The sequence below is a fragment of the Hyphomicrobiales bacterium genome (genome assembly GCA_039989895.1).
GTDB lineage: Bacteria > Pseudomonadota > Alphaproteobacteria > Rhizobiales > JACESI01 > JACESI01.
The window spans coordinates 703,878-722,090 of sequence record JBDXGY010000006.1 but is presented as its reverse complement, the minus strand read 5'-3'; the positions used below and the strand labels follow the sequence as shown (position 1 = coordinate 722,090).

General features: G+C 44.1%; 15 protein-coding genes. 10 read left to right on the top strand and 5 right to left on the bottom strand.

Annotation, left to right across the window (positions count from 1 at the left end):
* Window positions 1-4: 4 nt before the first annotated feature.
* From ABJ081_09945 to ABJ081_09935, 3 genes are read right to left on the bottom strand one after another with little or no spacing between them, the layout of a single operon-like run.
* A complete protein-coding gene (locus ABJ081_09945) occupies window positions 5-610 on the bottom strand; it encodes an acyltransferase (protein ID MEP6356995.1) in 606 nt (201 codons plus the stop codon).
* 10 nt (window positions 611-620) lie between these two features.
* On the bottom strand, window positions 621-1,562 hold the full coding sequence (locus tag ABJ081_09940) for a Gfo/Idh/MocA family oxidoreductase (protein MEP6356994.1): 942 nt from the start codon (window positions 1,560-1,562) through the stop codon (window positions 621-623).
* Window positions 1,563-1,578: 16 nt separating this feature from the next.
* The gene (locus tag ABJ081_09935) at window positions 1,579-2,892 is read right to left on the bottom strand and encodes a nucleotide sugar dehydrogenase (GenBank protein MEP6356993.1); all 1,314 of its coding nucleotides are present in this window, start codon (window positions 2,890-2,892) and stop codon (window positions 1,579-1,581) included.
* Window positions 2,893-3,343: 451 nt separating this feature from the next.
* Between ABJ081_09935 and ABJ081_09930 the strand changes: the two genes are divergently transcribed.
* The 9 genes from ABJ081_09930 to ABJ081_09890 all read left to right on the top strand — a co-directional run bounded on the left by ABJ081_09930 (window position 3,344) and on the right by ABJ081_09890 (window position 13,513).
* Complete coding sequence (locus tag ABJ081_09930; GenBank protein MEP6356992.1) at window positions 3,344-5,470, top strand: bi-domain-containing oxidoreductase; 2,127 nt, start codon at window positions 3,344-3,346, stop codon at window positions 5,468-5,470.
* A 5-nt stretch (window positions 5,471-5,475) separates the two neighbouring features.
* Complete coding sequence (locus ABJ081_09925; protein ID MEP6356991.1) at window positions 5,476-7,311, top strand: heparinase II/III-family protein; 1,836 nt, start codon at window positions 5,476-5,478, stop codon at window positions 7,309-7,311.
* A 3-nt stretch (window positions 7,312-7,314) separates the two neighbouring features.
* Window positions 7,315-8,535, top strand: coding sequence for a glycosyltransferase family 4 protein (locus ABJ081_09920; GenBank protein ID MEP6356990.1), 1,221 nt, complete (start codon window positions 7,315-7,317; stop codon window positions 8,533-8,535).
* A gap of 150 nt (window positions 8,536-8,685) precedes the next feature.
* Window positions 8,686-9,465, top strand: coding sequence for a TauD/TfdA family dioxygenase (locus ABJ081_09915; protein ID MEP6356989.1), 780 nt, complete (start codon window positions 8,686-8,688; stop codon window positions 9,463-9,465).
* Window positions 9,466-9,689: 224 nt separating this feature from the next.
* Complete coding sequence (locus ABJ081_09910; GenBank protein ID MEP6356988.1) at window positions 9,690-10,238, top strand: hypothetical protein; 549 nt, start codon at window positions 9,690-9,692, stop codon at window positions 10,236-10,238.
* Entirely contained in the window at window positions 10,210-10,896 is a 687-nt protein-coding gene (locus tag ABJ081_09905) for a sugar transferase (GenBank protein ID MEP6356987.1), read from the top strand. Before ABJ081_09910 ends, ABJ081_09905 begins: the two co-directional genes overlap by 29 nt.
* 37 nt (window positions 10,897-10,933) lie before the next feature.
* Entirely contained in the window at window positions 10,934-11,644 is a 711-nt protein-coding gene (locus ABJ081_09900; protein MEP6356986.1) for a class I SAM-dependent methyltransferase, read from the top strand.
* Between the two features lie 9 nt (window positions 11,645-11,653).
* Window positions 11,654-12,304 carry an acetyltransferase gene (locus tag ABJ081_09895; protein MEP6356985.1) on the top strand — a complete coding sequence of 217 codons (651 nt, stop codon included), beginning with the start codon at window positions 11,654-11,656 and terminating at the stop codon, window positions 12,302-12,304.
* A 3-nt stretch (window positions 12,305-12,307) separates the two neighbouring features.
* Window positions 12,308-13,513, top strand: a complete 1,206-nt coding sequence (locus tag ABJ081_09890; GenBank protein MEP6356984.1) for a DegT/DnrJ/EryC1/StrS aminotransferase family protein — start codon at window positions 12,308-12,310, stop codon at window positions 13,511-13,513.
* A 56-nt stretch (window positions 13,514-13,569) separates the two neighbouring features.
* Here ABJ081_09890 and ABJ081_09885 read toward each other — a convergent pair whose 3' ends face one another.
* Window positions 13,570-14,889, bottom strand: coding sequence for a DUF2793 domain-containing protein (locus ABJ081_09885; protein ID MEP6356983.1), 1,320 nt, complete (start codon window positions 14,887-14,889; stop codon window positions 13,570-13,572).
* A 185-nt stretch (window positions 14,890-15,074) separates the two neighbouring features.
* Between ABJ081_09885 and ABJ081_09880 the strand changes: the two genes are divergently transcribed.
* Entirely contained in the window at window positions 15,075-16,937 is a 1,863-nt protein-coding gene (locus ABJ081_09880) for a nucleoside-diphosphate sugar epimerase/dehydratase (GenBank protein ID MEP6356982.1), read from the top strand.
* A gap of 19 nt (window positions 16,938-16,956) precedes the next feature.
* Here ABJ081_09880 and ABJ081_09875 read toward each other — a convergent pair whose 3' ends face one another.
* Window positions 16,957-18,213, bottom strand: a complete 1,257-nt coding sequence (locus tag ABJ081_09875; GenBank protein MEP6356981.1) for an O-antigen ligase family protein — start codon at window positions 18,211-18,213, stop codon at window positions 16,957-16,959.

Genomic DNA, 18,213 nt, shown 5'->3' with positions numbered 1-18,213 from the left:
TGAGTTATCCCTTGACTAACCGCAAACCGTTAGCTCCATCGTCTTCGTAAGCCTCGCCTGTTGCAGGGCAAACCAAATCTTCATTCATACGATCGCCATTCTTGCTAACCCATCCAATACGAACTGCAGGCACACCAGCAACGAGAGCATGAGCTGGAACATCTTTTGTCACAACAGCACCTGCTGCCACCATACAGTATTCGCCGAGTTTGTTGCCACAAACAATAGTAGAGTTTGCTCCAATAGTTACGCCATCACCAACAGAAGTTTCCGAGAAGCTGTCCTTGCGGTTCACGCCAGCACGTGGAGTAGTTACATTTGTAAAAACGCATGAGGGGCCACAAAAAACATCATCTCCAAGCGTTATTCCTTTGTAAAGCGCAACGTTGTTTTGAATTTTGCAGCCGTTGCCAATGACTACTTCTGGCCCTGCCATAACATTTTGCCCAAGAACGCAATTGTTTCCTATTCGGGTATCACGAAGGATATGCACAAAATGCCAAAGCTTGGTATTGGCACCTATTTCTACAGGTTCATCCACATATGCGCTTTCATGGATAAATGCGCTTTCATCTATATTGGTTTTTATAATGCGGGTTATTGTCATCATTTATGCCGAATTAAAGCGTTGCAAAATCGGGATGTCTTTCACTGTGGCCAGGTTGCAAAGCTTGGGTGCGCAGAGAACTAACAAGCTCTATAGATGGGCGGACTACATCAAGTCGGTAGCCCGAACCACCTAGTATGTTTTGATAACTGATTGTGTGAAGATCGGTGAAACCATGCGAAAATTCTAACTCTTCACCATCAACGGTGACGGATCTATAGGTCGTTTGTCCTTCTGGCGTTTGTGGCGGGAGATGTTCACGATTTATGGATAAAACCCAACGGACGCGCGCCTTGTCAAATTCAAGGTATCCCGCAGCTGTATCAGCCGTTCTGAAATGCATAACACTTTCACGAACATCACCGAAAACATACCCCAGCATGTCGAAAAGATGTACACCAATATTTGCGACGATACCGCCAGATTTGTCTTCGGCACCTTTCCATGAAGCATGATACCACGAACCACGGGAGGTGAAATAACCCAAATCGACATCGTACACCTTATCTGGATCACCGTTCTCAATTTTTTGTTTTAGGGCAATAATTGAGGATTGTAGTCGAAGCTGCAAGATTGAATAAACTCGATTTCCAGTTTGTTTCTCCAGTTTAGCCAAATCATCAAGATCACTTGGGTTTAGCACAAGAGGCTTTTCACAAATCGCATCTGTTTTGTTCCGCAACGCCGAACTCATATGTGACTTGTGCAAATAGTTGGGTGAACAGATCGAAACATAATCCACGCCGCGTCCTGCATGGCTTTCATCAGCCAGATAGGCTTCAAAGCGTTCGAATTCTGTAAAAAATGCTGCCTTTGGAAAATGACTATCTAAGATTCCTACGCTGTCATTCACATCATAAGCAACAATAAGATTGCCATCTGTTTCTCGAATAGCTTTCAAGTGTCTTGGTGCAATATATCCAGCAGCACCTATCAAAGCATATTTTTTTGTCATCTTAATATTTCTTTCGTTAAGCGCGCCAAACATTGTCGTTTGCTTGATTAGGATACTTGCCTCGGGTGTCAATCAAGATTTGGGCATTTCGTAAGATCATTTCATAATCAAAATCACTATGGTCTGTAAGCAGAATAACAGCATCAAAATCTGCTATACTTTCAGGAGTAAGCTGAACTGATTTTAGATTAAAATTATGTTCCCGCATTTTTGGGAACACCGCAACATGTGGATCGCTATAAGATAATTCAGCACCCCAGTTTCTCAATAGTTCCATTACAAAAACTGACGGACTTTCTCGCATGTCATCGATATCACGTTTATAGGCGATTCCAAGGATTAGGATTTTTGAATTTTTGAGCGACTTACCCGCCTGATTAAGGGCATGGATAATCTTATCAACCACATATTGCGGCATGGCTGCGTTGACTTCGCCTGCCAGTTCAATGAAACGCGTATTCAAGCCAAATTCCTTGGCTTTCCATGTAAGATAGAATGGATCAATTGGAATGCAGTGCCCACCAATACCAGGGCCTGGATAATATGCAGTGAAACCAAATGGTTTGCTTTTGGCAGCATCAATAATCTCGAAAATATCTAGACCCATTTCGTCGCAAACGATTTTCATCTCATTGACTAAGCCAATATTTACGGACCGATGGATGTTTTCTAGAAGCTTCACCATTTCCGCGACCTGCGTAGAACTAACCGGCACGATATGATCAATGAACGAGCCATACAGAGCGTTCCCAGCTGCAAGACAGTTGGGTGTATGTCCACCAATTACCTTGGGAATAGTTTTCGTATTAAAGTTAGGATTGCCTGGATCTTCACGTTCTGGCGAATAGGCGAGGAAAAAATCTTCCCCCACAACAAGGCCTGCCTGTTCAACAAAGGGCAAAAGGATTTCAGCTGTTGTTCCGGGCCAAGTAGTGCTTTCTAATGACAAAAACTGGCCTGGACGTAAATAGGGTGAAATCATCTTCATGGTGTTTTTAACAAAGCTCAGATCCGGTTCACGAAACTGGTTCAACGGCGTTGGAACACAGATAATTAATGCATCACATTCTGCGCTGCGTGAAAAATCTGTACTCGCCTCGAACCCAAAACCTTTCATTGCCATGATGTCTTCGGGGAGAATGTGTTTTATTGGGCTAATGCCAGAATTCAAATCGGCTACGCGCTCTTCCAATATATCAAAGCCCAGTACGGGAAATTCAATTTCGGATATCCTCTTGGCAAGTGGAATGCCTACATAACCAAGGCCAAATATGCCGATCTTTGCAGAGCGGTCAGTAATACTTGCAACAAATTTTTCCAAATGTGTCATTCAATGGCCTTATCTTTAATCCCTACGAGATCCCAAATAGGATCAATCCAAGCTTATACAGTTTCAATTTTCTTGTGCGTTACACGTATTACATAAACATCAAGGTCAGCAACTCCTGTATTCATTTAAACTAGGTCATATTTACTAGTTCGTCTGGTAACTTGGACATATTAGGCTCTATCAGTCTCAGCTTGGAATGCCAGTCCATAACAACAAATTATAACGTCTTTTTCAGTTTTCCCAGATTAGTTAATCGGGAAAGAGCCGATTGCAGCTTCAACTTTATTGATAATCCATTCCGACTTCTTACCATTACAGCTCACGCTGTGCGAATAATCTTTGCTATATCAATTCACCTAAATGCCCCATACGCGCTGATGACAAACAGTATTATGACAGCTACAAAGGCACAAAATTAAATATGAAACTTTCCAATGCAGGATTATAACGCGTGAAACAAGTTTTCCAAAACCTCTCCAATGGCAAGTCAGAGCTTGTTGAGGCGCCCTCGCCTGTTGTTACATCTGACACAGTGCTGATCGACACAACTGGGTCACTCATTTCCACCGGTACAGAGCGCATGCTTGTTGGCTTTGGTAAGGCGGGTCTTGTGAGTAAAGCAAGGCAGCAGCCGGAAAAAGTGAAACAGGTTATAACAAAGGCAAAGACCGAAGGTGTTTTGACAACGGTTGACGCGGTTCGTTCTAAATTGGGTGCACCCATCCCACTTGGTTATTGCAATGTTGGTGTTGTGAGCGAAATCGGCAAAAATATCGTAGGTTTCGAAACTGGTGACCGGGTTGTATCAAACGGTCCTCATGCTGATGTCGTGCGGGTTCCTCAAAATCTATGTGCCAAAATTCCAGATGCCGTTTCTGACGAAACAGCCAGCTTCACAGTTGTGGCTGCTATTGGCCTTCAAGGTATAAGACTTGCTGAGCCTACGTTGGGTGAATGCTTTGTCGTAACAGGCGTCGGACTTATTGGCTTGTTGAGCGTGCAAATATTGCGCGCGCAGGGCTGCAAGGTCCTTGCAATTGATTATGATGATGCAAAGCTTGAGCTTGCCCGTAGTTTTGGTGCCTCCATATGCAATCCCGGCAAAGGTGAAGATCCGGTTGCCGCTGGCATGGCTTTTAGCGGTGGTGCGGGCGTGGATGGCGTGATCATAACAGCTTCCACAAAATCAAATGAACCCGTTACCCAAGCAGCCCAAATGTGCCGCAAACGGGGGCGTATTATTCTTGTTGGCGTCGTTGGGCTTGAATTAAACCGCGCTGATTTTTACGAAAAAGAGCTAAGCTTTCAGGTTTCCTGCTCTTACGGGCCTGGACGCTACGACAAGGCATATGAAGACCAAGGCAAAGATTATCCGCTTGCTTTCGTCCGCTGGACTGAACAACGCAATTTTGAGGCGATTTTGGACCTCATGGCGAGTGGGCAATTAAAAACTGATGATCTGCTGACGCATCGCTTCTTGTTTGAAAAGGCTGTTGATGCCTACACCCTACTAACTGATGATACATCAGCTCTGGGCATTTATCTTGAATACCCTCACCCCGTTGCAGAACGACATATCAGTGATCTTGTGTTGGGACCGCGGCAATCAGTTGAAACAGGTTCACCGGTGGTTGGATTTGCAGGCGCTGGAAACTATGCGTCACGCATCTTGATACCAGCATTCAAAAAGGCTGGGGCCGACCTGCACACGATTGCTTCATCCGGCAGTGCCAGCAGCACGTTGCACGGCACTAAAAACGGATTTCACAATGCGACATCCGATACAGATGCAATGATTGCCAATGACGATATCAATACCATTGCTATCGCAACAAGACACAACTCTCATGCCAGTCTGACGGCGAAAGCATTGAGTGCTGGCAAGCATGTTTTCGTGGAAAAACCATTGGCGTTGACCCATGAAGAACTGGAAGAGGTCAAACAGGCTTATACCGAAAGCAAGTCACAACTCATGGTCGGTTATAATCGTCGATTTGCCCCACAAGTTCAAACCATCAAGCGATTGATTGACAATGTTCACGAGCCAAAATCATTTATGATGGTAATGAATGCGGGTTCTATTCCTGCTGATCACTGGACACAGGATGATGCCATTGGTGGTGGCAGGATTATCGGTGAAGCATGTCACTATATCGATTTGATGCGCTTTCTTGCTGGATCGAAAATTATCTCAGCTCAAGCGCGTTGCATGGGCAACCACGACACAGTGCCAATTCGTGAAGACAAGGCGGCGATCATTTTAGGTTTTGAGGACGGTTCATTCGGAACCATCCACTATCTAGCTAATGGCGGCTCCACTTTTCCTAAAGAGCGAATTGAAGTTTTTGCAGCTGGGCAAACATTGCAATTGGACAATTTTTTGAAACTGCGCGGTTTCGGCTGGAAAGGCTTTAAGTCACAAAATGCGTTTCGACAAAATAAAGGACAATTTGAATGCGCCGCTGCTTTTGTCGAGAGCTTGAGAAATGGCAATCCCTCGCCTATACCAGCGGAAGAATTGTTTGAGGTTGCCGAGATAACACTTCAAGTTGCGGAGCAATTGAGAGAGCAAGAATAACCTTGATGGATAAGTTTCGCACACTTTTAAGGCTTGGACCAAGCAATCTTGCAAGGGTGGGAATCTACCGGCTGGGTTTGAAATCTGGATTTCATCGGGTTCAAGCAATATCAGCACCAATTCCATCTGGCCGACTTTTTAAGCCCGTTCAAACCACAGCGCCAAAAGGGTGTGTCGCTCGTAATAGCTGGCACCAAAACAGTGCTCGTATATTCGGGCAGGATATAACTCCCTACCCTGAACTCCCCCAATGGCATGCAAATGCATTGGTCGTGGGCGCATCGCAAAGCGCATCCCAAGACTGGTGGAATATTTCTGATTTTGACCCGAATGTTGGTGATATTAAAGGTATATGGGAGGCGTCTCGTTTTGACTGGTTGATTGCTATGGCCCAGCGCGCTGCATTGGGAGATGCGGGCGAATTAGAGCGGGCAAATATCTGGCTTGAGAACTGGCTTGAGAAAAATCCTCCCTATAAGGGGGCTAACTGGAAATGCGGTCAAGAGGCCTCAATCCGTGTGGTTCATTTGGCACTGGCGGCATGCATTATTGGCCAAGTAGAAGAGACAAGCCCAACATTGCTTTCAGTTGTCGAGTTACATCTAATGCGCATTGCTCCAACCATTGGGTATGCGATTGGGCAGGCAAACAATCATGGCACATCAGAAGCGGCGGCACTTTTTATCGGCGGTAGTTGGCTTGCCAAGAACAATATAGAAGCGGGTAATCAATGGCTGAAAATTGGACGGAAATGGCTTGAAAATCGCGCACAAACATTGATCGAACCTGACGGTTCTTTCAGCCAATATTCTGTCAACTACCACCGCATGATGTTGGATACATACTGCTTTGTTGAAGTGTGGAGACAAAAACTAAAGCTTACAGAATTCTCGCGCAGCTTCTTTGAGCGTCTCGGCAAATCAACACAATGGCTGCAGCAGATGGCTCAGGTTGAGAACGGTTTGGTGCCTAATATTGGCGCAAATGACGGCTCTCAAATACTCGCCCTGACAGATAGCAGCTACCGAGATTTCAGGCCCAGCATACAACTGGCTTGTGCCTTATTTTTGGATGCATGTGCTTTTGATGATGACGGTCTTAATAACCAGCAATTGTTGTGGCTCGGCGTGGATATGCCATCCAAAAAAGCTCAGCCGTTGCAAAGCATGACGTATGATGACGGTGGTTATCACATTTTACGTCAGGGAAACGCCGTTGCATATTTGCGCTATCCTCGCTTCCGCTTCAGACCAAGCCAAGCGGACATCTTGCACTGTGATCTCTTTGTGAATGGTGAAAACTTACTGCGTGACGCTGGCACATACAGCTATAATTCATCACACGAAGATCTTGTCTATTTCAATGGCACTAAGGCACACAATACCATCGAATTTGATGACAAAGATCAAATGCCCCGACTTGGCCGCTTTCTTTTTGGGAACTGGGTGAAAACCAAGAGCATTAACAAAATTAGTGAGAATGAAAACAGGGTAACTGCCGGTGCATCCTATCAAGGTCCAAGTGGTGAAAATCATTCGCGGGTATTGCAGCTTGAACACGATAAACTTGTCTGCATAGACGAAATTAGCGGCTTTAAAGATAAGGCGGTTTTACGATGGCGCCTTGCACCGGGGGCATGGAAGCTTGATGGTGATACACTCAGTGATGGGGTGCGTTCAATAGTCATCAAGTCAACGGTCGCTATAAAAAACATTGAAATTTTAGAAGGCCGTGAATCCTTATATTATATGCAACAGTCAATTCTTCCTGTATTGACTGTCACCCTTAGCAATAATGAAAAATCAAGCCTTGCTCAGATCACAACAACAATCCGGTTTTAACTAATGCATGTAATCTATTTTCATCAGCATTTTAGTACCCCGCGCGGTGCTGTTGGCATCAGGTCGTACCAAATGGCTCAAGGGTTACTGCGAAAAGGCCATCAGGTAACAATGGTATGCGGAAAATATGCAGGTGGCGTCACCGGCCTTGAAGGCGCTTTCAAAAATGGCAAACGTGAAGGCATGGTTGACGGCATCAAAGTTATTGAATTTGATCTCGCCTATGCAAATTCAGATGGCTTTATTCGCCGCACACTCACTTTCTTGAAATTCTCACTTCGAAGCATAATTCTAGCCCTGCGTGAGCCTTATGATCTGGCTTTTGCAACAACAACGCCCCTTACAGCCGGCATTCCTGGAATTGTTGCCCGATGGATTAGACGCAAGCCTTTTGTTTTTGAAGTCCGTGATTTATGGCCTGAGTTGCCGCGTGAAATGGGCGTTATAACCAATCCCCTGATCTTATGGATGATGGGTGTATTGGAATGGACATCATATCGCTCAGCTCATCGTTGTGTTGCTCTTTCGCCAGGGATTGCGAAAGGTATTGAGCGGTGTGGTGTTAGGCCAGAGAAAATTGCAATGGTACCTAATGGCTGTGATCTGGATATATTTAAAGAAACAACTGAAAAACCATGGCGCCCTGCTGGCGTGTCCAGAGACGACCTAATGGCTGTTTTTGCGGGAACGCACGGACTGGCTAACGGATTGGATAATGTGCTTGAGGGCGCGAAAGAATTAAAAAAACGCTCTCGCAAAGACATCAAGATTGTATTGATTGGGCGAGGCAAACTTACAGATTCTTTGAAGGAACAAGCGCAAAGAGACGGGCTGGATAATGTTATTTTTCATGAGCCGGTTTCCAAGGCAAAACTATCCGGTTTGATGGCAGATACTGATATAGGCATTCAGTCACTTGCCAATGTACCTGCGTTTTATTACGGCACCTCCCCTAACAAGTTTTTTGACTACATCGCCGCAGGGCTGCCTGTGCTCAATAATTATCCAGGTTGGATTGCTGATTTGGTCAGTGAGAACGAATGTGGGTTTGCAGTTCCTCCCCTTGATGAAAAAGCATTTGCCGATGCGCTGGAAGAAGCGGCTGATAACCGCACTGCCCTTAAACGAATGGGAGAAAACGCGTCGCTGCTTGCTGCCAAACAGTTCAACCGATCAGATTTAGTGGAGCAATGGTGCGACTGGATTGTAGAAGATTCGGCGTGAATTCATCTGCCTGTTAATCAAAACTCCAGAATGGGTTTTTATGTATAAGAACAATCTATTGTCACAAAGCGGTGTTATGTAGTAATTTAAACTTTGAGTTGAATAAAAGGATCGATTCAATTCGACAGATTAATTCTTAAAGGTGAGATGATGTTCAAAAAAATCGTTTTTGATTCTACTGTTAATGCCAACGCGGTTGCGGAAGCTATTCGTCAAGATTGGTTGGATAAAAAAGTAATTCATGTCAAGCGTCCTCATCAAGGTGACACTGATGAATTGCGGGCTTTTTATGATGAAGTCCTTGAAACACTAGGCGATCCCGTTGATATCGGCGAAGATGCAACCGTGGGCGACCGTGACAATCAAAGAACAGGCCTGAGATGGATGGAAATCCGTTACGATCCTAACATCCCAGATGCCTATAGGCATTCTTCGAACCCGCAACCTCTTCATACAGATGGTTCATACATTCCAGATTTCCCAGATGCCGCAATCATATATTGCCAGTCGAGCGCCAATAATGGCGGGGAAACTGTTTTTCTAGACTCAAAAGTTTTGATTGATGCGCTTGAGAGTGATGCTCCTGAGCTTCTCGCACGTCTTCGCGGAAATATAATTCCACATTCACGATCAGGAGACACACGCGTCTCTAAAATCATTGAAGGTGACACACAGGATCCAACACTTCACTGGAACTATTATTGCGTCGCTAAAGATATAGATGACGATTTAAAGGAACTGCGCGAAGAGTTTCACCAATTCCTACTTAACAGTCAAAAGGTGCAAGATTCTCTCGTTGCAGTAACGTTAAGACCAGGTGATTGTGTCATCTGGAAAGATGACAAAACTCTCCATGGGCGCAATAGCTTTGATCCGAAAGTGAAATCAGAACGGTTTTTATGGAAGTCCGCCGTTCATGTGAGGCACTAAGGTTGGACACACCCAATAAAATAAAACTGAGCCTTTCTAATCATTTTATTTTTGGCACTATGCGTATGGGCGATATCGGGTTGGATGCTTCTCGAGCGCTAATAGCTCATATGCTTAAGTGCGGCGTTACAAAATTCCATACTTCTTTTGAATATGAATGCTACGACCTTTTTTGTTCGGCTCTATCTCAGGCTTGTCAAGAAACCAATACAAATCAAGCCACTTTGAAACATATTGTAAAACTCGCCTCTCCTCACTTCGACGAGACGCATGTTAGTAGCGCAGATATTGTTTCTCATGTGGAGCGGTACAAAGGTGATTTGCAGGTTGATACGTTACACTGCATTCAATGGATGGCGCGCATAGACCTTTCCAAGGAAAATGAACGGCTGGATGTGCTTGAGCGTGATTATGATACGCTTGGCGATGTTTTCAAAAAACTGAAATCCTCCAAAGACATCGAGCAAGTTGGTTGCTTCCCATACACAACAGGGTTCGCACAAAAAGCCATCAAAACAGGTCTTTTTGATTGCATGGTTGATTATCTGAACCCGCTTGAAACTAATGCGCTTGACTATATGAAAGACCTGCAAACGGCTGGCATGCCATTTACGGCTTTACGTCCCTTTAATGCGGGCAAGTGTTTGGATGAAGGATATACGATTGCCAAGTTACTTGACTATGTGAAACAAAACGCACCATTGAGCGGAGCTATCATTGGTACGGGGTCGTTTGAACATTTCAATGAAATTCGGCGGTTATTTGAGCAGTGAACAAATGAAACCTTCAAGTCATTCCTTCTATGTCAACCATATCAAACGTGCGATTGACCTTTTTGCCGCGATTGTAACGATCCCGTTGTGGGGTGGAGTTTGCCTATTACTTTGCCTACTCATTAAAATAAACATGGGTGGCCCAGTTTTGTTCAGGCAAGACCGTGGTGGATACCGTTGTGAAAAATTTAAGCTGTTCAAATTTCGAACAATGACCCAACAAAAGGACGAAAATGGCGACCTTTTACCTGACGATCAAAGGATAACTCCATTGGGGCGTTTTATACGCTCAAGCAGTCTGGATGAGCTACCATCTCTTCTCAACGTTATATTGGGAGACATGAGCCTGATTGGGCCAAGGCCCTTTATATATGATTATATGGATTATTATACAGAGGAGCAAAAAGCGCGGCATAACCTGAGACCCGGCGTAACCGGATGGGCTCAGATTAATGGGCGTAATACGATTACGTGGGAGCAGAAATTTGAGTATGATTTATGGTATGTAGAAAATGTGAGTTTTGGGCTCGATATCAGTATAATCCTTAAAACCTTCAAAAAAGTCTTGTTCAGGAGTAACGTAAACTCCAATCAGGATGAAACCATGCCGCGTTTCGATGCAGGTAAAATCAAGCGAAATTCTGACAATCAGAGTTAGTGTCTATAACTATTATTTTTAAGATAGGTTTTCATATATGAGCCTCGTACAGCGCCTAGACAAGCTTTGGTATCCCAATCACGAACATGCATGGGATGCTAAAAACTTCCGTAAGCGTATTTTGGAGAAAGTATCTTCAGATATGACCTTATTGGATGTTGGTTCAGGCCGTGGCGCGGAACCGGCGATGAATTTTCGCGATATCGCCAAGAAAGTCTATGGAGCAGATATTGATCCGGCTGCCATGGATAATCCTTATCTTGATGAGCCGATGCTGTTTCAAGATGGCGAGCTCCCCAAACTGGAAGACGCTACAATTGATCTGGCTTTCTCCTGTAATGTCTGGGAGCATGTTGCCGACCCCAAGCCCTTTTTGAAAGAAGTAAACAGGGTTCTGGTACAAGGTGGATTGTTCTTAGCCAAGACACCCAATTTTTGGCACTACATGCCTATTATTGCTCATCTCACACCGCACTGGTTTCATGTTTATTATAATAAGCTAAGAGGCCGTAATGTCGTTGATACTTTCCCGACTGTATATGCTTTGAACACTTATAAAGATATCAAACGCCATGCTGAAGAGAACGGCTATGAGGTGCTTTACATTGAAGCTGAAGAAGGTCGTCCAGAATATTTGCGTATATCTGCTTTCACATATGTGTTTGGATATCTATATGAACGAGCAGTCAATCTTCTTGGGTTAAATTCGCTCAAGGTTGTCTATTACATCGCCCTGCGCAAAAAATAGGACCCCGCTTTGGCTTCACATACACCAACGATTGATACTGGCCGTAGACTGCTTTTGATTGGTGCTGGTGGGCACGGCAAAGTAGCCGCTGATATTGCTGAAATTTGCGGCTTTAAGGATATCACCTTTCTTGACCAATCTTATCCAGAGCGTGAGACAAACGGTTCATGGAAAATTGTCGGTGATTTAACGAGCATTGATAATTATAAAGCACAAGGCTGTGCATTCTTTTTAACGGTTGGGAATAATCAGACCCGTGAAAGATTATGGAAAGAATGCAAGCTTCAAGAATGTGTTCAACTCATTCACCCTTCAACCAACATTTCCCGATATGCCACACTTAATTTTGGCGTGCTTGCGGTTGCAGGTGTGATTGTAAACCCTGATACAGTTATTGGGTGTGGCACGATACTCAATACAGCGTGTACCATTGATCATGACTGTGTGATTGGGGATTTCGTACATGTTTCACCTGGAGCAAATATCGCTGGCGGCTGTCGTATTGGTGACCGCTCGTGGATTGGTATTGGCGCCTCCATCAAACAAGGTGTAACAATTGGCCGCGATGTTACAGTTGGTGCTGGGGCGACAGTTGTTAATGATATACCCGATGGTTTGACCGTTACAGGCACGCCTGCCAAACCTTTTAAGGAACAATAACAGATGCTCCACGGACCCTTCCCTCCCTGGCCAAATTTCACACAAGAAGAAGCAGATGCTGTGCAGCGTGTATTGCTTTCTAACAAGGTGAATTATTGGACTGGCGATGAGTGCAAGCAATTCGAAAAAGAATTTGCAGAATTTGCAGGTGCCGAACATGCAATTGCAGTTTCCAATGGCACAATTGCACTTGACCTAGCGCTGGTTGGGCTTGGAATAGGGTCGCATAATGGCGGATCAGCTTCTGACGAAGTTATCGTAACGCCACGCAGCTTCTTGGCTTCAGTATCATGTGTTGTAAACGCTGGCGCCATTCCCGTATTTGCGGATGTAGATTTAGAAACTCAGCTCATAACAGCAGAAACAGTCGCGCCTCATATCTCAGTAAATACGAAAGCCATCTTGTGCGTGCACCTATTTGGCTGGCCGTGTGACATGGACGCCCTTCGCGATCTTGTTGCAGGTCGTGGCATCAAGCTCATAGAAGATTGCGCACAGGCCCATGGTGCTAAATACAAGGGCAAGCCAGTTGGCAGCTTGGGAGATGTGGCCGCATGGTCATTTTGCCAAGATAAAATCATGACCACAGGCGGCGAAGGCGGCATGGTCACTTGTAATGATTTAGATCTTTGGAAAAGAATGTGGGCCTACAAAGATCATGGCAAGAGTTACGATGCTGTCTTTAACCGTGATCATCCGCCAGGGTTTCGCTGGCTGCATGAAAGCTTTGGAACCAATTGGCGGATGACGGAAATTCAAGGCGCAATAGGCCGAATACAGTTGAAACGCTTACCATCATGGACACGCCAACGTACGGAAAATGCAGAGGCTCTCAAGAAATTACTTATGCCGTTTAGCGGGCCGGATAAATGGCTTCGCGTTCCCGATTTGCAATGTATGGCATGCGAAGAACCATGCAACCCCGACGGGGCTTGTAAGCACGCATGGTATAAATTCAGCGCCTTTGTGCAGCCTGAAAACCTACCCACCGACATTTCACGCGACGATGTTATCGGCATGATTGCAGAGCAAGGTTTACCATGCATGCAAGGCAGTTGCAGCGAGATTTATCTAGAGCGGGCCTTTGATAATACAAGGCTAAGACCTGCTAACCGACTTCCAAATGCACAAAAACTTGGCGAAACCAGCCTATTGTTTGTTGTGCACCCGGGAGTTGATGTTGCGGGCATATCGCTTGATTTGAATTAGATATGCCCGCTAATTATGCGCTATCAACGTAAGCCAACGTCGATGGTCGACATCTATTATCCGTAAACGTGGACACTGGGATGTATTCCGACGTTCGAAGGTAAAATCACTTCCCCTACCATGAATGTTGGTAATGCGACTGCGACTTCTGAATTAACTGAAGCGAGTACATCCAACATTCTGAAGTTATATCCAAAAGAGTTTGGCTTTGGATGAAATAAGATATGCTGCCACCCTACATCAGCACGCACAACTTGATTTCCGAATATCCGTTCACCCTCAACATACACACGATTAGAATTACTCGTGTTTATCAAAACCTCACCTGAAATAACTTTGATATAACAACTTGCAGTCATTTGGTAGGAAACCGGTGTCGAGCGCGTCGTCAACACTAAGCCAAAATCGATCTGGTCATGTGATAATGGTGCCAATAATGGTGCAGTTAGCCGTTGAGTGAATTTTATTGCATGCCAATCAGCACCAAAACGCCTTCCATTTGTATTCGTTTTGTATTTTGTAACGAACTCAATAATACTTGGATCAAGTTCTTCGGCCGTTCCTCCGAAACTTGAATTATTGTGCCGAAAACTAGCGAATAACTCCGAGCTTGCCCCTGAAACCTGCGAAATGTAGGAGGGTTGCTGATAAGGCACGCCTGAGAGAGTTGCATTAGAATTAAAAGATATGAAACGCCCGCTGTCAGGCAGTATATTGGGTGTGAAAACTGTATTGGGTAATAGGACTGCACCAGTTTCAGAATTTGCAACTAAAGCCTCATTCCATTGTTCACCATCTGCTGTCACCTTCAGGTGCAAGTCGTCATCACCGACCAAGCCTATTTCAGCCCTGCCAGAAAACCCTGTTTGGAAAAGCAGGCTTCCAACATCATCTTTTTCAGCTTTATTGACTCTCATTTGATGTCCCTCACCGATGTGATTGAACAACGTGCCCGGAGATGAGACTGACAGTCTGTTGACTTCATCTGCCGTAGTATTCACACCAAGAAGAGAAACTGGATTAACAGATGTTTCAGTAGTGACGGGTTGCCAAGTTGTATCCTGATAAACAACGATTTCCATTGTATCGAGGTTCCAAACTAACCAACCTTCTACTGGGGCATAGTTTATCCAAGCGTTGTTGACAAAACAGGCTAGATTATCTTCCCATCCAGACCATTCGTCCGTTGCTTCATTTGCAACCAGATAACAATCACCCTCTTGTGGTGATGTTGGTGGTGATGAAAGATCTCTCGTTATAACACTTGTTTGAACCAACCTATCGAGGGTTTCCAGAGCCTCATTATGGGTCACGTGTTTTTGGGCTTGCGATGGCAATATGCGAGGTAAATTAAGTCGGGTGGTTTTGTCACTCATAGTCATTCTCCTGTTGTGGAGAATATTTTACGCGACTGTGATGTGACGGGGATAAGCCGATTAACTGTAAGTGTTATTTGTATGCTGCAACCTTTATTAAAATGATATATTACTAAATTCAGCTGGGTGGAAAATATAATACGTTTTGATTTGATGCTATGCGTTATCGGTGGGTAAAAGAATAGATGTATAAATATTTGGATGATCTGCCGCGCACTGTGAAGGGCTGGATCCTACTCATTAATGACCATATAATTTTGATCGCTTCATTCTTGATCGCCTTGATGTTGCGCGTAAACGATATATGGCCTTCCTTTTGGATCATTAAATCTTTCCCCCTTCTCGTCTTATTGCTGGTGAACGGGGTCATATTTTCCATGGCTCTTAGATTGTATTCAATCAAAATTGGTACCTTTGAAAACACCGCATTACTAAGAACACTTTGTTGGGTTGCTTTGCTTACTATTATTGGCACGACTGGCAATATTATTTTTCAACTAGGCGCACCACGTACAGTACCTGTCATTTTCGGGTCTGTTATGTTTCTTCTAATTTTGACAAGCCGTATCAGTATGATTGCACTCATAGTCTGGTTACGAGATAGATCAAATGGTAGGATTCCCATTGCAATATACGGAGCGGGCTCAGGTGGATTACAGATGCTTGCGGCACTCAATAACTCGCCCGAGTTTCGACCAACCGTTTTTATTGATGATAACCCAACGTTAAAAGGCACAATAATTGGCGGATTGAAAGTTATCACTACGGAGGGACTGCCACCTTTCATTGCTAAACGCCGAGTAAGAAAGATTTTTCTGGCAATCCCCTCCATATCCCCAAAAATGAAAAGATCAATCGTTAATCAGCTTGAACAATTTGATTGCGAGGTTCTTGAGCTACCCTCTTATATCGAGATGATAAAAACGGGTGGTATATTGGACAGTGTGCGACCTGTGTCAGCTGATGAGCTTTTGGGACGTGATAATATAACTTTGAATGTCCCAGACATCAAACGTGCTTATACCGGCGCTAATATCCTTGTATCAGGTGCTGGTGGCTCCATTGGCTCAGAGCTTTGCCGAAAAATTCTTGAGGTTCAGCCAAAGCACCTTGTCATTGTGGATGCATCCGAATTCAATCTCTACACGATTGAAAAAGAACTGGTCCCTAAAGCTGAGAAATTGAACATCAAGCTAACCGCCGTGCTTGGTTCAGTTGGTTCTGGTGACAAAATAAAATCCGTCCTCTTTGAACATCAAATCGATGTGGTGTTACACGCCGCCGCTTATAAACATGTGCCTATCGTCGAAGACAATGAAGTGGCTGGTGTAAAGAATAATGTTTTAGGTACGCGCATACTGGCAGAAGCAGCCGTTGAAGCGAATGTGAAACGTTTCATTCTTGTCTCTACCGACAAGGCGGTCAGACCAACAAATGTCATGGGAGCAACCAAACGTCTTGCCGAACTTGTGTTACAAGATTTGCATTCTCGAAACAGTGGTACAATTTTTTCGAGTGTTCGGTTTGGCAATGTACTTGGCTCTTCCGGCTCAGTCATTCCGCTGTTTAAAGAGCAGATTGCCAATGGCGGGCCGGTAACGGTTACCCACCCCGAAGTCACCAGGTATTTCATGACAATTACTGAAGCAGCAAGTCTTGTTCTTTTGGCAGGTTCCTATTCAGAAGGCGGAGAGGTTTTTGTGCTGGATATGGGGGAACCGATTAAAATTATAGATCTTGCCCGCAGGATGATTGAACTCTCTGGAAAAACTATATTGGATGCGGAAAATCCAGATGGTGAGGTCGAACTTTTAACGACAGGTCTAAGGCCTGGTGAAAAACTCTATGAAGAACTACTGATTGGCGAGAATACACTTCCAACGCCACACCCCAAGATACTCCGAGCCAAAGAAAACCATTTAGCAGAAAAAGAAATGCGAAAGGTATTAAAGGAGCTTCAATTAGCCGTCAAAAGCTTAGATGTTGAGGCGATTAGAGCTACTTTACACAAGTGGGTTGAAGGCTACAAAGACACGTCGATTGATTAAAAATCAGAGCACTATTAAATTACCCAGCAACTTTTCTGGAGCGTTTTTTAACTTTCTTTTTTTCACGCCCCCCTACTTCCTCTGGCTTAGTCAATATAATGGCGATCGATAATATAAAGACCATGGATATAGCCATTGTGCGCAATGGAAAATCCACAAAGCTATGAATCATAATAGAGAAAATTGAGATTGCTGCCGCTTGTGTGAACTCATTCGTTAGTCCGTTACGCGCAATGAGAGCTATAAAAATTGCCACTAAAATAAAAAATGATATTCCTGTTTCTAGAAACAATTCGATGTAGTCATTGTGTACGTGCGTTATATATGTTTCGCCAAGATTGGTTGTGTCTTCATAGATTGGCCATATTGAAAAAAAGCTTCCCAGTCCCGTTCCTGTAAGCCAGTTTTTGGTGGCTATGTCCCAGCTTTTCAAAAAATAGTAATCGCGAGAACTTGTATCGATAAGGCTTGAACTCTCTTGGGTAAGAAATAGATAGCCAACAAGAGCAACGCCTACTGAAAAGATGATCACTTTTACAGCAAGAGGTTTTTTATGGGTTATTGCCCAAACAAAACAAAATAAAAATAAGCTGGTTGAAATTATCATTCCAGCACGGGCACCCACAGCAAATTGCAGACCAGCCAGCACCAAACCTGCAATGGCATATAATACAGGGTTCCATCTCATTAATAGAAACCTCCATGCAAGAAAGGGAATGACAAGATAACTCAAGCTGCCAAAATGGTTTTCGTTTTGAAATGTTCCCATTCTGATCGTATATGGCAACAATCCTGAGATAACGATTTTAGAATCAAATGAAAGTTGAATGACTGTGATTAATGCGTTGAGTGCAACACCGATGAAAACGAAATTGATGAGAGACTGCAAACTATCTCCACTCAAAGTAGCTAGGTATAGAAAGAAGCCCAGCAAAACAATTGATGTGATGATTAAATTGAAGCTTCTTGATGGAACTGTCGTCAAAAAATAACTGCCATCACTTGGTATTTGATACTCAGGTAGATTTTTCACAATATCTATTGGCAGAAATTGCGCGACGAGAATGACTATAATGGCAATACAGAAGCCTCTAGCAAAACCTCCCAACCTATTTTCAAATAAGTTAGAAAATCCTATTATTACAGCTGGTATTGCCAGCACATATAAAAGGCTATCAGACCAAATACCTTGTTTTGTCGTCCCTCCCAAAAGGATCGCAAACAAAACCAGGCAACCAGCATAATTACGCCTAATGAATTCATCCGAATAATGCAT

Excerpts from the sequence above, each read along its gene's own strand:
- ABJ081_09945 (MEP6356995.1), bottom strand. The coding sequence starts at position 610 with ATGATGACAATAACCCGCATTATAAAAACCAATATAGATGAAAGCGCA.
- ABJ081_09940 (MEP6356994.1), bottom strand. The coding sequence starts at position 1,562 with ATGACAAAAAAATATGCTTTGATAGGTGCTGCTGGATATATTGCACCA.
- ABJ081_09935 (MEP6356993.1), bottom strand. The coding sequence starts at position 2,892 with ATGACACATTTGGAAAAATTTGTTGCAAGTATTACTGACCGCTCTGCA.
- ABJ081_09925 (MEP6356991.1), top strand. The coding sequence starts at position 5,476 with ATGGATAAGTTTCGCACACTTTTAAGGCTTGGACCAAGCAATCTTGCA.
- ABJ081_09920 (MEP6356990.1), top strand. The coding sequence starts at position 7,315 with ATGCATGTAATCTATTTTCATCAGCATTTTAGTACCCCGCGCGGTGCT.
- ABJ081_09915 (MEP6356989.1), top strand. The coding sequence starts at position 8,686 with ATGTTCAAAAAAATCGTTTTTGATTCTACTGTTAATGCCAACGCGGTT.
- ABJ081_09905 (MEP6356987.1), top strand. The coding sequence starts at position 10,210 with ATGAAATTCGGCGGTTATTTGAGCAGTGAACAAATGAAACCTTCAAGT.
- ABJ081_09900 (MEP6356986.1), top strand. The coding sequence starts at position 10,934 with ATGAGCCTCGTACAGCGCCTAGACAAGCTTTGGTATCCCAATCACGAA.
- ABJ081_09890 (MEP6356984.1), top strand. The coding sequence starts at position 12,308 with ATGCTCCACGGACCCTTCCCTCCCTGGCCAAATTTCACACAAGAAGAA.
- ABJ081_09885 (MEP6356983.1), bottom strand. The coding sequence starts at position 14,889 with ATGAGTGACAAAACCACCCGACTTAATTTACCTCGCATATTGCCATCG.
- ABJ081_09880 (MEP6356982.1), top strand. The coding sequence starts at position 15,075 with ATGTATAAATATTTGGATGATCTGCCGCGCACTGTGAAGGGCTGGATC.
- ABJ081_09875 (MEP6356981.1), bottom strand. The coding sequence starts at position 18,213 with ATGCATTATTCGGATGAATTCATTAGGCGTAATTATGCTGGTTGCCTG.